Annotated in this window: 13 protein-coding genes, 1 tRNA gene and 1 other RNA gene; 7 read left to right on the forward strand and 8 right to left on the reverse strand. The window is 32.0% G+C overall.

Annotation, left to right across the window (positions count from 1 at the left end; translation table 11 throughout):
- Window positions 1-20: 20 nt before the first annotated feature.
- The 6 genes from AXG55_RS02750 to ssrS all read right to left on the reverse strand — a co-directional run bounded on the left by AXG55_RS02750 (window position 21) and on the right by ssrS (window position 5,393).
- Window positions 21-620: a DUF507 family protein gene (locus AXG55_RS02750; RefSeq protein WP_233231328.1), complete on the reverse strand. Its 600-nt coding sequence runs from the start codon at window positions 618-620 to the stop codon at window positions 21-23.
- 99 nt (window positions 621-719) lie between these two features.
- Window positions 720-1,748, reverse strand: a complete 1,029-nt coding sequence (locus AXG55_RS02755; RefSeq protein WP_148696612.1) for a tetratricopeptide repeat protein — start codon at window positions 1,746-1,748, stop codon at window positions 720-722.
- Window positions 1,745-2,314, reverse strand: coding sequence for a 16S rRNA (guanine(966)-N(2))-methyltransferase RsmD (gene rsmD, locus AXG55_RS02760; RefSeq protein ID WP_233231329.1), 570 nt, complete (start codon window positions 2,312-2,314; stop codon window positions 1,745-1,747). The genes AXG55_RS02755 and rsmD overlap by 4 nt, the downstream gene beginning before the upstream one ends.
- 10 nt (window positions 2,315-2,324) lie before the next feature.
- Window positions 2,325-3,209 (reverse strand): aminotransferase class IV, encoded by an 885-nt coding sequence (locus tag AXG55_RS02765; protein WP_148696614.1) that lies wholly within the window; start codon window positions 3,207-3,209, stop codon window positions 2,325-2,327.
- A gap of 153 nt (window positions 3,210-3,362) precedes the next feature.
- A complete protein-coding gene (locus AXG55_RS02770; protein WP_148696615.1) occupies window positions 3,363-4,988 on the reverse strand; it encodes a methyl-accepting chemotaxis protein in 1,626 nt (541 codons plus the stop codon).
- 215 nt (window positions 4,989-5,203) lie between these two features.
- Window positions 5,204-5,393: non-coding RNA, 6S RNA (gene ssrS / locus AXG55_RS02775), on the reverse strand.
- A gap of 173 nt (window positions 5,394-5,566) precedes the next feature.
- Here ssrS and AXG55_RS02780 point away from each other — a divergent pair.
- A complete protein-coding gene (locus tag AXG55_RS02780) occupies window positions 5,567-7,150 on the forward strand; it encodes a sigma 54-interacting transcriptional regulator (RefSeq protein ID WP_148696616.1) in 1,584 nt (527 codons plus the stop codon).
- On the opposite strand, the gene AXG55_RS02785 is transcribed toward AXG55_RS02780, so the two are convergent.
- The gene (locus AXG55_RS02785) at window positions 7,151-7,801 is read right to left on the reverse strand and encodes a hypothetical protein (protein WP_148696617.1); all 651 of its coding nucleotides are present in this window, start codon (window positions 7,799-7,801) and stop codon (window positions 7,151-7,153) included.
- Between the two features lie 232 nt (window positions 7,802-8,033).
- On the opposite strand from AXG55_RS02785, the gene AXG55_RS02790 reads away from it, so the two are divergent.
- From AXG55_RS02790 to AXG55_RS02800, 3 genes are all read left to right on the forward strand, one after another.
- Window positions 8,034-9,290: a hypothetical protein gene (locus AXG55_RS02790; RefSeq protein WP_148696618.1), complete on the forward strand. Its 1,257-nt coding sequence runs from the start codon at window positions 8,034-8,036 to the stop codon at window positions 9,288-9,290.
- Between the two features lie 66 nt (window positions 9,291-9,356).
- Window positions 9,357-9,443, forward strand: a tRNA-Leu gene (locus AXG55_RS02795).
- 102 nt (window positions 9,444-9,545) lie between these two features.
- Complete coding sequence (locus tag AXG55_RS02800; RefSeq protein ID WP_148696619.1) at window positions 9,546-10,118, forward strand: hypothetical protein; 573 nt, start codon at window positions 9,546-9,548, stop codon at window positions 10,116-10,118.
- A gap of 1 nt (window position 10,119) precedes the next feature.
- Here the strand turns inward: AXG55_RS02800 and AXG55_RS02805 are convergent, their stop codons facing one another.
- Window positions 10,120-10,911 (reverse strand): ABC transporter substrate-binding protein, encoded by a 792-nt coding sequence (locus AXG55_RS02805; RefSeq protein ID WP_148696620.1) that lies wholly within the window; start codon window positions 10,909-10,911, stop codon window positions 10,120-10,122.
- 499 nt (window positions 10,912-11,410) lie between these two features.
- On the opposite strand from AXG55_RS02805, the gene rph reads away from it, so the two are divergent.
- From rph to AXG55_RS02820, 3 genes are read left to right on the forward strand one after another with little or no spacing between them, the layout of a single operon-like run.
- Window positions 11,411-12,127, forward strand: coding sequence for a ribonuclease PH (rph, locus tag AXG55_RS02810; RefSeq protein WP_148696621.1), 717 nt, complete (start codon window positions 11,411-11,413; stop codon window positions 12,125-12,127).
- An 8-nt stretch (window positions 12,128-12,135) separates the two neighbouring features.
- A complete protein-coding gene (locus AXG55_RS02815) occupies window positions 12,136-13,506 on the forward strand; it encodes an ATP-dependent 6-phosphofructokinase (RefSeq protein WP_148696622.1) in 1,371 nt (456 codons plus the stop codon).
- Between the two features lie 38 nt (window positions 13,507-13,544).
- Window positions 13,545-15,593: an ATP-binding protein gene (locus tag AXG55_RS02820; RefSeq protein WP_148696623.1), complete on the forward strand. Its 2,049-nt coding sequence runs from the start codon at window positions 13,545-13,547 to the stop codon at window positions 15,591-15,593.
- The last annotated feature ends 35 nt before the right edge of the window (window positions 15,594-15,628 follow it).

A 15,628-nucleotide genomic window follows, 5' to 3' on the forward strand; every position in this document is an offset into this window, starting at 1 on the left:
TGTTCTCTTATGTTGTAGAGTCAGCCACCCATTGAAGGAGAATCATCGGAAGATTTTTGATTTGCAATGCGCTGGCGGACTTCATTGTAGCATTTGTCATAAGCTATGCACCAAGCATGGCTGTATGGTTCTTCTCCGCTTTTCTTATTAACAATTTTTTCAACTGCTTCAATAATGCGGTCGTCTTCAATACGGAAACGATGAATAGCACGAGCGATGCAGTTTTGCACTTTCATGTCATCACTAAAAAAGTCGAGGCTATCTAATTTCCAAATGGCTTTCAGCACTTTTTCAGCGAGCGAATCGGCACGTTCGGGCTCATCACCTAAAATGACGCGCTTTGATTTCGCTAAGCGAATTTTGACTTCATCCACAAGACTTTCATAGCTTTTTCCAGATGATTTTGCGATTTGACTTTGTTGTTGCACAAGGCGTTCTGCTTCACGAGAAAGACGGTCTTCGGTGCGGGAGTCATCTTCAAGAACATTGGTGATTTGTTCAATGACTTTTTCTTCAATACGTTCTTCGGTATCATAGTCAAGTTCGATATGACCAGAACATTTAAGAACTTTAAATACACGCTCTGCGAGACGTTCGAGTTGTTCTGATGAGAGTTTCATCGTTCGATACCCTTTCATTAATTTAAATTGTAATAATTAATCCTAAACCCTTAAAAGGGGTTAATTCAAATATTATAGTTAACCAATCTCACACTTGCGTCAATCAGATTTCTTTAGGGTGTCGAAGTTTTTCGCCTGTAAACGTTCTAAAGATGCTTGTGCTTGCTTACTTTCTGCTGCAAAAGTCTTGTCATCACTACTCAGTTCTATAAATCTTTTATAATAAAAGGCTGCTTTTTGAGGGTCGTTATTTGAATAAACTTTTCCAAGCAAGAACAGGGTTTCGGGATAGTCAGGTTCTGCTGAGTAGGCTTTTTCCAGTTTGCCACGAGCCTGATTAGTATTGTTTGTTTTTAAATCACATTTTGCTGAATCGGTGAGTGTCGGAGCTAAAAAAGGTCTTAACTTTAAGACAAGATCAAATATTTTTTGTGCTTTGGCACAATCATTTTGACCCGCATAGGCATTTCCTAAAACATTTAATAAAAGAATTTTTTCGGTTTCTGCTGTTGTTTGGTCGCGACTGACAATTTTGAAGTCTGATTTTTCAAAATCTTGCATTTCGCGAATGGCTTTCGCATAACGCTCTTTTTTTACGTCAATGCTTGTCATAATGAGCATAAGCTGAAGATCTTGGGGGTTTTTATCGTAGTTTTTTTTAATTAATTTTTCTGCAAGATCGTATTCACCCGTTCTCAAATAGACCCAACTTAGTGATTTCATAGTACGCAAGTCATCGGGAGAGAGACTTAAGGCATGTTGATATGCTTTTATGGAGTCTTTTTCTAAACCTACTCCGCGATTGGCTTCACCTAAAAAGTAAAATAATTCACTGTCCTTAGGATAGGAAGCGGAAACTTCATTTAAGTAGGCAAGAGCTTCTTTGTAGCGGTTCATTTTGACAAGGACGAGACCTAAATTTCTTTTTGCTGTCGTAGAGTGTGGCTCATCTTTTAAAGCCAGCCGATATTGCTCAGCAGACTTTGAGAAATCCCCCTTTTCTGCAAATTTATTTCCAGAAATTAAATAGTTAATACTATTTGATGAGGTTGTGGTGGTACTGCAACTATAAAAAGCAAAAAGAGCGGTTGATAATGTTAATAATTTGAAAATATGATTTTTTTTCATTCCTTGAGTCCTTTGCGCCAAATTTCTATTTTTGTCTTTCCATACTGGCGTTCGTCTTCTTTTAGCCAACCCTCAGAATTGCATTGTAGTTGAATTTTTCTATTTGTGGGCATTTCGAAAATGACAGTGCAATTTTCGTTGCAAATATTTGATTTTTCAATTTCTTCAAGGGCTTGAGCGTACCATTCTGATCGGTAAGGGGGATCGGCAAAAATGATGTCGACTTTCGAATTCAGAGTATTTGAACTGAGAAATTTTGAGACATCACTTTTTATCAAAATGTAGTCGTTTTCATTAATTTTTAAGTTGTCGAGATTCAATTGAATGTTTTTTGCAACATCAAAATTTTGCTCTACAAAAATTGCTTTTTTAGCACCGCGACTGAGTGATTCAATACCTAATGATCCACTTCCTGCAAAGAGATCGAGAACGACGGTGTCAGCAATATCACCTGAAATGATGTTAAAAATGCTTTCTTTGACGCGATCAGATGTGGGGCGTGTCAGATCATTTCCGGGAAGAGATTGTAAAAGTCTTCGTTTGTATTGTCCTGCGATAACTCTCATATTTAAAACCTTAAGATTCTTCACTTTGAAGCGCTTGACTGAGCTTTTCAAAAAATTTGTTGTGAGTATGGGTATCAAACTTATATTCATCAATTTGTCGAACGGGCACAATGCCGCGGATTGATGAAATAATGGCACATCCCATTACAGAAGCTATATTTGTACGGTTTAACTCATTCCAGTCAAACACTATTTTTGCTTTTTCCAACCCCGTGATCAGTCTTGTTAGAGTGATACCTGCTAGGCAATTGCCTTGAAAGGCATGGCTCATGACTTTGAAATTTTCATCAAACCAAATAAAGTTTGCTGTTGTTGATTCCGTAATTACATTCTTAGAATTATAAAATAAAGCATCATCAAAACTATTTTTCTTAGCATTTTCTAATGAGATTAAATTGTATAAATAAGAGCAACTTTTAATATTTACCAATGCAGGAGCACGTAAATCAGGCATGCATTTCAACTTTATTCCTATTAAATAATTTTCTTGCGAAGGTCCTGCTACATTTCTACAAATAATAATAACATTAGATTTTGGAAGGATTTGTTGATCTTTTTTAATTGAAAGATCAAAAGAATTACCTCCTGAAATTATAATTCTTAATTGAGTTTTTTTGTTAATAAATCCAGATTTTTTTATGTTTTCATTTACTGTATTTTGTGCCCATTCCAATAACAATTCTTTATTTGGTGATTTTATAAAAGCTTCTTGACAACTAAACAGCATGCGTTCGAAATGATAATCCCAACTGACGATTTTGCCATTTTTTACGAGCAATGTTTCAAAAATAGAATGTCCAAATAAAAAACCTCTATCAGATAGAGGAATTTTTGCTTCAAGAAGACTGCACATTTCGCCATTAATATTTGCTATTCCTGAATATTGTGAATCCATGTTGATCTCTCCTCCAACAATGAGCAGTGTTCTTTATAGAAAAAAAATATAAAAATTTCATTAATTAAAGAATATTTTTTGAAAATTAAGATATTTGAGGATTATTGCCTGAAAGAATGCTATTGAAATAAGTAAACGAAAATTTAATATTTTTTAATTCTTTTGCAATCGAGTGACGAGTTCACTGAGTTTTGAAGCAAGTTGGCTTAAACCTTTTGCGGCATCTTGGAGTTGAGAAGCTCCCGAAGAGCTTTGCGAAGCAGATTCGGAGACATTTTTAATAGAAATAGAAATTCCCTCAACTGCTTTGCTTGATTCTGAGACAACCCGTGACACTTCATTTGTAGTCGCCGCTTGTTCTTCTATGGCCGAAGCGATGGTGACTGTAATTGTATTTATTTCTTCTACGGCTTTAGAAATATCTTCAATGGCAGAGACAGCATTAGAAGTGCTTTGCTGAATGGTTCCTATTTTTGCAGAAATATCTTCAGTTGCTTTAGCTGTTTGCTTTGCAAGTTCTTTGACTTCATTTGCCACAACGGCAAATCCTCTTCCCGCATCACCGGCTCTTGCTGCTTCAATTGTGGCATTTAATGCCAATAAGTTTGTTTGTTGTGCAATGGAGCTAATTGTTTTTATGACTGTTCCAATTTCTTTGCTCTCCACTCCTAATTGTGTCACCAATGCATTTGTTTCTTTAGCGCGCTTCATACTTTGTTTAGTTTTATCTGAACCTGAAGTGGTATTTTTTGATATTTCTTTTATAGAAGCTGCCATTTCTTCGGTATTTGTAGCTACAGATTGAACGCCTTTTGAAACCTCTTCGGAAGCAGCAGATGCGCTGATTGATTGCTGTGTTGTTTTCTTTGCATTGTCAGCTAATTGTGACGCTGTTACGGCAAGTTCTTCTGATGCTGCTCCTAATTGAAATGCGGTATCACCTAGGGTTTTTATAAGTTCTAATGATTCTTTCTTTTCCTTCGTAATTTCTGTTGCGTATTTGACCACTTTAAATACTTTACCATCAAGATCAAAGACGGGATTATAGGAGGCTTGAAGCCACACTTCTCTATTTCCTTTCGCAAATCTTTGGTATTGTCCCATTATAAATTGACCATTATTTAATTTATTCCAAAAATCGCGGTATTCTGGATTACTTGTATATGCAGGATCGCAAAACATGGAATGATGTTTTCCTTTTATTTCATCTATTCTATATCCCATTGTGCTTAGAAAATTATTGTTGGCATCAGCAATAGTACCATCTAAATTAAAGTTAATGACGGCTTGAGTTTTTGATAAAGCATTTAATTCTTGATCCTTTAATTTTTGTTTACTTACATCGGAAGCATATTTAATAATTTTATACGGTCTGCCATTTAAATCAAAGATGGGGTTATAAGACGCAGAAATATATATTTCTTTGCCGCCTTTTCCTATGCGTTTGTATTCTCCTGCATCGAACTCACCACAATTTAATTTTTCCCAAAAGAGACGATATTCACTTGAATTTGTATAGCTTGATTCGCAAAATATTCGATGATGTTTTCCTTTTACTTCATCAAGAGAGTATCCCATAACATTTAAAAAATTATCATTTGCACTATGAATAATACCATCTAAACCAAATTCAATAATAGCTTGGGTTTTATTAATTGCTGCTATTTGAGCTAATAACTCTCTTACTTGATCTTCTGTAAGATTTGAGTCTACTGCTTCTTTGATCTTAAAGTCGCTATTGAGAGTCGAATTTAATTTTAATTTTTTTGATTCGTCCAAAATAAACTCCCTAAATATAATACTTTTAAGTTAATTTGATCTGATAGAGGTTATTTCGGGTTAATATTAATTACTGTTAGCTTAAATGAATGGGATTTACGGAGTCAAAATTATTTATATTGGAGGATAAAATTTTCATCGCAACAAGAAAAAGAATTAAATAATCTATTTTGTTTTTAAAATTTGGAAATGAAATTTTTGTTAAGAAATGATTTAAAACACCTCGCGTATTTTTTATACATAGGAGAAACCCACTTTTCAAAAAGTGGTAGCCTTGTGACCTTTTTTTAGGCTTCCCTCAATCGTACTATGCCGGAGGGCGTGCACACCAAAAAGCCGTTGGCTTCCTATTACAATCATTGTAGGTTCTGCCATATTATCAAACAAAAACTACGCGAGGCTAGAGTAAGTATGCTAAGAAAAGTTCGAGGCGTCAAGTGTCATTTTCAATTTTGAGTGTTCATTTTTGGTCATAAAATAAAAAGTGTTTATATTTTTATCAAAGTGAATAAAGTTTTTGCACTTTAAACCGAAATATATCAATGCCTAAGCGTTAAAAAATGTTCTTAGGAGGTTAAGTGCTTGAAGAAACTGAACTCAATTTCGATCATTTTGAAAATCTCAATGTTGTCAAACGATTAAAACAAATCATGGGAAATTGGTGGAATATTCAATTAAATTTTACCGATAAAAATGGTTATTTAAGAGGCGTTCCACAAGGAAAATTTTTTAATCCTACAAATCCAATTTGTAAATTAATAACAGAAAATAATGAAACATTTAAGGATTGTGTCAATATTGCAAGAAATACAACCATAAAATCTGAAGAAGTTGGTGAACAGCTTTTATCAACCTGTCATGCGGGATTTAGTACCATATCTCTTCCTTTAAAAATAGACGATGAATATATTGGATGTATATTTGCAGATGGCTTTTTAATTGAAGAAACCGTAGATGATCAAAAAGAAAAACTACGTTTTTATTTAAGAAAATCCTTTCATAAAGAAGGAATAACAATAGAAGATTATATTGATTCTTTGCCAATATTATCTATGAAAGAAGTAAAATATTTAGAGGAATTATTACAAGTAATTATTGATGAAATTTTATTATTAAGAAAATCTATTATAGAAAATAGAGATGATTTTAATACGATATCTTCAAGTATTAAAAAAGATTGGAATTTTGAAAATATTGTAGGCAAAAGTTCTGCTATGCAAGAAGTTTTTAAATTACTTACTAAAATTAGTGACAGTGAAGCGACCATATTAATTACAGGGGAAAATGGTACTGGTAAAGAAGGAATTGCTAAAGCAATTCATATAAATTCAAAAAGAAAAACTAAAAATTTTATTATTCAAAATTGTGGTGCTCTCAATGATAATTTATTGGAGACTGAATTGTTTGGTCACGTGAAAGGTGCGTTTACAAATGCAATCAAGGATAAAAAAGGTTTATTTGAGTTAGCTGATAAAGGAACACTTTTTTTAGATGAAATTGGAGACACATCACCCTCAATGCAAGTTAAATTATTGAGAATATTACAGGAAGGAACTTTTATACCAGTAGGCGGTGTTGAGCAAAAACAGGTCGATGTGCGTATCCTTGCTGCTACAAATAAAAACTTAGAACTCATGGTTCAAAATGGAACATTTAGAGAAGATTTATATTACCGTTTAAACGTAATTAATGTTAAACTTCCTCCTCTTAAAGAGAGGGTTGAAGATATCCCACTTTTAATCAAAAGATTCTTAGAAAATTATTCTAAACATAATAATGTAAAAAATAAAAAAATAAGTCCATCCTGTTTGTATCTTATGGAAAAATACAAATGGCCGGGAAACGTGAGAGAACTTGAAAATGAAGTGGAAAGACTTTGTGTTTTATCTGGAGATGATATAGAAATTAATGAAGATCTTTTGTCTGAAAGAATATCTCAAAAAAGTCCAAAAAATGATGAATTTTCTCATATCAATAAACAAGGTAATTTAAAAGATGCTATTGAAGATTTAGAAAAAGAGATGATTTTAACACGATTGGATTTAGAAAAATGGAACAAAAGTAAAGCATCATTAAAATTAGGCATAAGTCGTGCTAGCTTAATTATGAAATGTGAAAAATACAATTTGGAAAGAAAAAATAGCCATAATAAAGATGAATAGTTAAATTAATTCATTGTCAAGAATATTTTTAATAGCTATGATTTCTTTAGTATTTAAATTAAATCTTTTTTCGCAGTTGATTTCAAATATATAAGCTTCTTTTTCAGCTTGATAGGCTCCAAATCCTAAATCTTTATAATCTTCAAATTGTATAACTGGAAAAATTGATTTTATTAAATTTTGAGTATAATAAAACAAATTATAAGTATAATTTAAAAATTCAATTTTTAAAAATGATTGATTGCCGTGAATTTCAATTTCATGAGCAAGAGTTGAGCCTAAAATTCCCCAACTTGAATAAGCCATTTCACCAATGAAAACTTCTTTTTCATTTAAAAAAGGATTTCCCGATGTCAAACCACGAAAAGGTAGATTCTCTCGATAAACAGGATAAGCTACGTTTTCAGAGCTTTCAATTGAGAATAAAGCCATCGCAATATCTATTCCTTTTTGTTGTCCGTCAGGCTGTCTATTAGGGAAAATAACAGGGATTTGTTTCATTTTATTTTGAGAATTACGATAAATCTTAATTTCCTGGGAATGCATAAAAAGACAATAAAATAATGATATTATGAATGCAATAGGTATGGATACAATTAAAATATTGATATCGTTAAATAAATTTTTTAATTTTTGAATCTTCTTCTTCATTTTTAATTTTCTCTGGATAAATTAAAGCGAGCGCGCAGGCTCAGACCCTATTTGGTAAGAAAGATCTGTGCCAAATTTTTTTAATTAATAAATATCAATAATTTATATGGAATTACTGCTTTTTTAATATCTGTGGAAGATTAAAACTGTAAAGTTTATAAGCATTATTGAATAACATTGTAAAAACTTTATACAGGTTATTTTCTATATCATTGAGGTTATGAGCGTATTAATGAAAAAAAACATTATAAATTACCTTCTCATTTGTTTTTCAATATTTTTGTCTAAGGAATCGAAGGCGTCTGAAAACCAAAGTATAATTAATATGTTGGATGAAACAATGATATTATTTGAAAACAATGAGAATAATTTCAATCAAGAAAAAATAGAAAAAAACTTGTCAGATATTAAGGAATTTATTCAGATTGACTTCAAAATAGGAAATCATTTAGCGCCAATTGATATTTATTTGTTTCTCAATGGTATTGTTAATGATGATATTTATGCCCTGCAATCACTTTTATCTCAAAATGAAAATCAACAGCTACCAATCCATATTTCTAAACATATAAATTACTCAAGCGCAAAAAAATTAGCTTTTGCACTAAAAGAAAATAGGATTTCATTAAAAACAAAGGTTAATGTAAAGATAAATAAAGAAAATAAGAGTTGTGAATTATATATCAATGGACATAATTTTAAAAATAAACTTTCATTTGAAACTCCAGCTGGTATCCCTATTTATACTGCAGTTTATTGTCTCAATAATACCTACCAAGTCCAAAAAATTCATCCTTCAGAAAGTCAAACTAATTTAAATGTCGTCTTTAATGAATTTGTGGAGCGTAAAAATAAACCCGATTTTTTACCTAATCCGCTGAAATCTCAATATGATCTTCCCATAAAATCAAATGGTAATGAAGAATTGAATAAAAATGAAATTAAAAATGAGGAATTAGCAGAGCGAAATATCAAATTTGTAACAGGTGTTGGTGTTTTAAAAGATTTTGGAACTTTAAAAAACTATAAATTAAGAAATTTAAATTTTCCTGAAGGAACTTTATTTTATTCGACTTCATCATTTCAGTATAAATACTTTTTATTACAATTTGATTACGCTAGAATTAAATTTCAAGAAAATCTTGAAATATCATACCAAAATTCACTGAGTAACCAAAATAATAAAATTCAAAGTTCCATTATGGGGGGTGGCGTCTTTATAAGACCAGGGATGGGGTTACGTTCAGAAATTTTTTCATTTTCTGACAGTTTTGCTTTAGAGGGAGGCATTCTTGTTAACTCATTATTTTTAAATGGTGAATATCATAGTTTTAATCAAGCAGCGTTAGGATTACAATCTCATTTAGGGCTTGCTTGTTACCTTGGTTCCGGCTTTCTTTTTAAACTTCAATTGGGGACAAGCTATTTATTTGGGAAGTTACAAGGATTGCAGGTCGATTCTCAGGTTCTTTTAGGTTACTCATTTTAAAGGATTATTTGGTTTTTTTATGATTTATCTTGACTTCAATTTGCTGACCTTTTAAATCATTAGTATGCGGAGGTGGCGGAATTGGTAGACGCGCTCGTTTCAGGTGCGAGTGATCGCAAGATCTTTGGAGTTCGAGTCTCCTCCTCCGCACCATTTTTATTAATTTAAAAAAATCTCCTATTTAAGATTTTTCATAATTAAATTTAATTTAAAATAATATTCTTTTAAATAAAGGTTATCTTAAAGGGTAATTAAATGAGTCGTAAAGTAATTATAATGGTTATGGGAATTTTTGGTGTTGTCAGTTGCGGTTTGCCGGAAAAAAAAGTTGATCAAGAGAAATTAGTTGATCAAGAAAAATTAGTCTTTTTAGAGTCAACACAAAAAGGTTCGGTTGATCCTATATTTATTCCTTATGTAAACGATATTAAAATGACTTTACAAAAATATGGTGTTTACCCTGAAAAATTACACAAAATTGATTTTGTCAGTATTTCTTTTGGAGTTGCTCCTAAACCTAAAAATAATAGTGATAAAGTGAGTTCGGCTGGAATTTGTTATTATCAAGTAACTAACCAAGGAAATAAATATTGGATTTCCATAAGAGACGCTGTCATTGATACTTCTGTTTGGAATAAAAGTACTGAAGAAGTTAGAAAAATCGTTGTCGCTCATGAAATTGCTCATTGCGCTTGGCATCTGCCTCATAAAGATCAAGAAAATAAAATTATGAGTCCGATTGTAGATGAAGTTCCAGAAATGGAATGGGATATTTTAGCTGAAGATATTAATAACTCAACAATCGAAGATTATTTAAAAATAAAATAAATTAATTTTCCGGAAAATTCTTCATCCAGCCCATTTCTTTAAAATAATAATTTTGTAATTTATCAAGTTCACCATTAGATTTTATTTGATTGAAAAATTCATTAAATTGGTTCCTTAATTCTGTGTCACTTTTACGAAATAAGAAGGCCATACCATCTTCTTGATTTTCAGGTAATTTTTCTTTACCAAGAAGTTCAAATTTACTTATATTTCTTTTTACAGCAACAGAAAGATAGACGCTGTCATCAATATAAATATCAGCTTTATCAGATATAATTGCTTGAATTGGTCCGGAATTGGTTTCGTATTCTGAAATTCGAGCATTTTTAAAAACATTTTTTACATATGTCGATGATAAAGTGCCTTGTTGAACAGCGATACGAACATTTTTTTGATTTATTTTTTCGAAAGAATCAAACATTTTAGAACTTCTGGCATGGATAAGTCCATCAAATCCAGAGAAATAAGTAGGTTCAGAAAAGTTCACTATTTTTTTTCGTTCTTCAGAAATTCCTACTGCAGAAGCCACAATATCACAGCTTTTACTTGCGATTAATGAGGGTATAAGCCCATCAAATTTCTGATCTATAAATTTTACTTTTCGTGAGCTTTTTTTAGCAAATTCCTTAATTAAAGCAATGTCGTAGCCATCCCAATTTCCAGAGGCAGTTCTCATTTCAAAAGGAATAAATCCCGCTTCAGAGCAAACTTTAATTTCCTTATAGTTTTTTGCGAAAGTTGAATTTGAATGCAGTAAAAACAAAACAAAGAGACATGCTTTTTTTAATGACATAATTAAGCCTTAATTAAGTTAAAAGTAAAAATCTATAATATATATTTTTATTAGATATTTATTTTATGTAATTTCTATTAGACAATAAGCAAGATTTTAAAATTTAGATATTGCTCATTACCCTCTTTTTTTCATATTTTATTTTCTTTATATTTGTCAAATAACTATTGTTATATTTGTTTTGGTAATCTATATTTCAATGTATTTAAATTAAAATAGCATACCAAAAAAATCGTTTTTTATTCCAAGGTTTTTTATATTTTAATTAAAAATAAATTATAAAATAGAAGCCCATTCAAATCTTGGAACAAGTTTAGAGGTGCTTTATACCTAATAAGGTTTTCTCATCGCAACTTGGGTTTACCATCCTTCCCAAAAATATTTTAAAACTTTCTTACAGTTATTCTTTCCCTATTTTAATAAATTTTTTAATGTATACCTTTTGGAGGGCATTTCTTTAGTGCATCTGCTCAGTATCTTTTTATTAATGAGGTAAATTATGACAATTCGTTCTCAAGGCCGTAGTGCTTCTCAGCCTCGTCCCATAAAAATCACACCTAAATACTTAAAAAATCCTACCGGTTCAGTTCTTATTGAGTATGGCGATACAAAAGTTCTTTGCTCTGCAAGTGTAGAAGAAACGGTTCCAAATTGGATGCGTGGCACAAGAGGACAAGGTTGGGTTACAGCGGAATATTCACTGCTTCCGGGATCTACCGTCGATCGTACGCGCCGTGAAAGGCAGCATTTGTCAGGTCGTACTCAGGAAATTCAGAGGCTTATTGGCCGTTCTTTGCGTTCCGTTGTCGACATGAAATTGTTGGGTGAGCGCACAATTATTGTTGATTGCGATGTTATTCAAGCCGATGGTGGTACGCGTACAGCTTCTGTAACGGGCGGTTATGTTGCTTTGAAATTGGCAATTGAGTCTCTTATCAAACAAAATAAGATCAGAACAAATCCATTGAGAGATGCGGTAGCGGCAGTTTCCTTGGGTCTATTTGAAGATCAAATTTTTGTCGATCTTGATTATCAAGAAGATTTAAAAGCAGATGTGGATCTTAATGTGGTTATGACAGCAAGCGGTCAGCTTCTTGAAGTTCAAGGTACTGCAGAAAAACGCCCCTACACAAGGGAGCAATTAAATAAAATGCTTGATTTAGCTTCAAGTGCTTTAAATGAAGTTTTTGATGAACAAAATGCAGCTCTTGCTTGAGGTTAACAATGAATCGCACCATTGAAATCACACCAGAAACATTCTTGATTGAAAGCCTTACTCAAGCTTTTGGACAAGCGACTTTCCCTTCTCCTTTAAAGGTTTCATTTCAAACAGAAAATTTTATTGAAGATGGCAAAGATCGCGTTTTGGTAGATATTTCCTTGGAAGGATTATTAAAAGCGTCACGTCCTAATAGTGGCCATATTTTGTTTCAGCCCTCTACGTTTGAATTGGCGGGGCCGCGTGAAAAAATTTTTTGGAATCCCGACTCCTTAAAAGTGGCTATTGTTACCTGCGGTGGATTGGCTCCTGGACTCAATAATGTTGTGCAAAATCTTGTTACTTTTTTATCAGATCGTTATCGAGTGAAGCATATTTATGGGGTTCCCTATGGCTATCAAGGCTTTACCCACGATCCTTTAACCAAACGTTTTGCTTTTGGTTGGAGAAGATTAGACTCTCTTTCTGTACAAAATATTGATTTTGAAGGGGGGAGTGTTTTAGGCACGGGACGCGGTCATTCCAATCCTATTTCTATCGTCGATGCGTTGATGCTAAGAGATATTAATATTTTATTTACTATTGGTGGTGATGGCACGCTTGCAGGTGCCAATGCTATTCATCAAGAAATCAAACGTCGTAAGGTTCCTATTTCTTTAATTGGAATTCCTAAAACAATTGATAATGATGTACTTTGGGTGAGTAAAACATTTGGATTTGAATCCGCTGTGGGTAAAGCTGTGGAAGCCCTCAGATGTGCTCAAACAGAAGCGCGTTCAGCATATCACGGTATTGGACTGGTAAAAATTATGGGACGTAACAGTGGGTCGTTAACAGCCACAGCTGCTGTCGCTATGAATGATATCGATTTTGTTTTGGTGCCTGAAGTACCCCTTCGTTTGGAAGGTCAAAATGGCCTTTTAAATGCCATTGTGCGTAAAGTTCTGGACAAAGGTTACATTACCATTGCTGTGGCCGAAGGTGCTGGACAAGATCTTTTTCCTCCATCAGAAATAGAGAAAGATGCGAGTGGAAATGAAAAATTAAAAGATATTGGAAAATATCTGCAAAAATTAATTACAGATGAATTTAAAGCACGTAATATTGAAACAACTTTAAAATATATCGATCCCAGTTATATGTTACGTTCTCAAACGACTTCGGCAGATGATTCCGTATTTTGTGCCAAACTGGGTCAAAATGCTGTGCACGCCGCTATGGCTGGTAAAACCGGTTGCATGATAGGATACGCTCATGAACGCTTTACACATGTTCCCTTATCTGCTGTGTCTATGGGTAAGAAACGTCTTGATGTGAATGAGCCTTTATGGCTCTCCGTGTTGGCAGCAACAGGGCAGCCTTCTTACTGGGGATAGATATTACAAAGCGTTTGCGAAGGGAGTCATTTTTTTAAATGGTTGCCAAATCAAAAACGCTAAAAAGTTATTTTTTAAAAGTTTTATTGCTCTCTTCTTTAATCCCTTTTTTTGTTTCTATTTCGCTTCTTTGGAATTTTATTTCCAATTCAAATGAAAAAATAAATTTAGCAAATAATCAATTAAAAAAAACCTATGATTTAGAAATTATAGATTCCTTCCATAAAATTCAAGGCGCAATGACTGTTTTAGCTCAATCTGAAGAGTTAAAAAATTATTTTGATTCCACAATTGATAGTGAAAGAAAAAATTTAGAAGAACTTAATAAAGTCATTCTTATTTTGCAAAATACTTTACCTTATGCAAATGCAAAATGGTCGATTATAAATTCAAGAGGCAAAGAAATTGCAAATCTTCCTAAAACTAATTTAAATACGAGAATTCTTAAAGATATTGAAAAAGATAGGGGAGTTGTTTTTATATCTAAAAATAATCAAATTCAATTTACAACTCCTATTTCTTACAAATTAACAGCAGATTTAAAAAGTTTTAAAAAAAATTTAGGCTATATTATGCTTTCATTACCAGTTATGGAAGTTCAAAAAGTGTTTCCTAATTTAATTGAGTTTATTTCAATATCGAAAGATTTAGATATTAAAAATTTTCATACAAAATTAAAAATAGAATATCAAGCTGAAAGTAATTTATATTTTTTATATATGTATATCTTTATTTCATTCATATTTATAGTTTTAGCTACGATATGGAGTTTGAAAATATTTCAGAAAAATATTGTAGATAAAATTCTTTCTCTTAGGTTTCGTGTGCGCAATGAAATGGAGTTTTTAGAAAAACATGAGTTAAGAAATGAGCTGGATTCTTTATCACAAACATTTGATTTGTATTTAAGATATACATTTTTTTTACAGAAAGAAATTTTTAAGAGTTCTCAACTAGCAGCTGCGGGCAATGTGGCACATATGATTGCTCATGATGTGCGTAAACCATTTTCAAAACTGCAATTTTTTATGGCTGAAATTAAAAGATCAAAAGAATTAAAAGATATTTTTCAAACGGTCACAGAATTTGAACCTTCTTTTAAAAGTTCTGTAGAATATGTCGAGCATCTGCTTAACGAAGTTATGGATGCTCGTGTTACCATGTTAAATATTGAGCAAAGTGTTTCATTTGAAAAAATTATAATGAAATCATTTCAAAACTTATCAGCCATGCCCGCTCATTGTTATGTTGCAATAAATTACGATTTAGAAATGGGATTCAGTTTGCAAGTAGATGAGATTAGAGTCACAAGAATAATTATTAATCTTATTTCAAACGCTCTTGAAGCAATGAATTATCAAGGTAAAATTTGGATTAATTCCAAAAAATTTGAATTGAATGATAAATTATTTTTAAAAGTTACAATTGGAAATAATAATTCCTATATCCCTTTAGAATACCTTGATCATATTTTCGAGCCTTTTTTTACCCTCAAAAAAGAAAAAGGAACAGGTTTAGGTTTATCTATTGCTCAAAAAATAGTAAATTTACATGGCGGTAGTATTCAATGCCATTCAAATAAAGAAACAGGTGTTGAATTTATATTCACATTGCCAGCAAAAAAGGAAGAGATGAGCAGCATGAATCAATTCCTACCCGAGGTTATTAAAGGAACTAAAATTAATTTAACAGATGATAATCAAGTGTTTTTGGATAATAATAAATACTTAGTTGTTGTTGATGATGATCCTTTAATTTGCCGCACTTGGAAAAGGCATTTAGCTGACGAGAATTTAATTTATTTTTTAAGCCCTGAAGAGTTTTTTAATTATTATGAAATTCATACAGATTTTATAGGTCATATTCTTTTTATTGTCTCCGATTTTTATTTTGGTAAGGATTCAAAGTATAACTTTTATGATTTTATAAAAAATTTAAGAAAAATTTATTCAGGAAAAGTCTTTCTTTCAAGTGATATCAAGCTTAATGAAGAGCCTGACTTAAAAAATTTTGATATCATCATTATTGAAAAAAGAGTTTACACTATTTCAGAATTAACCCAACTGAGTAGAAACTCTCTTGACTAATGAAGCAGAGAATAAATGAGAGAGTTTAAAAATTA

The sequence above is a fragment of the Silvanigrella aquatica genome (assembly GCF_001907975.1).
Lineage (GTDB): Bacteria > Bdellovibrionota_B > Oligoflexia > Silvanigrellales > Silvanigrellaceae > Silvanigrella > Silvanigrella aquatica.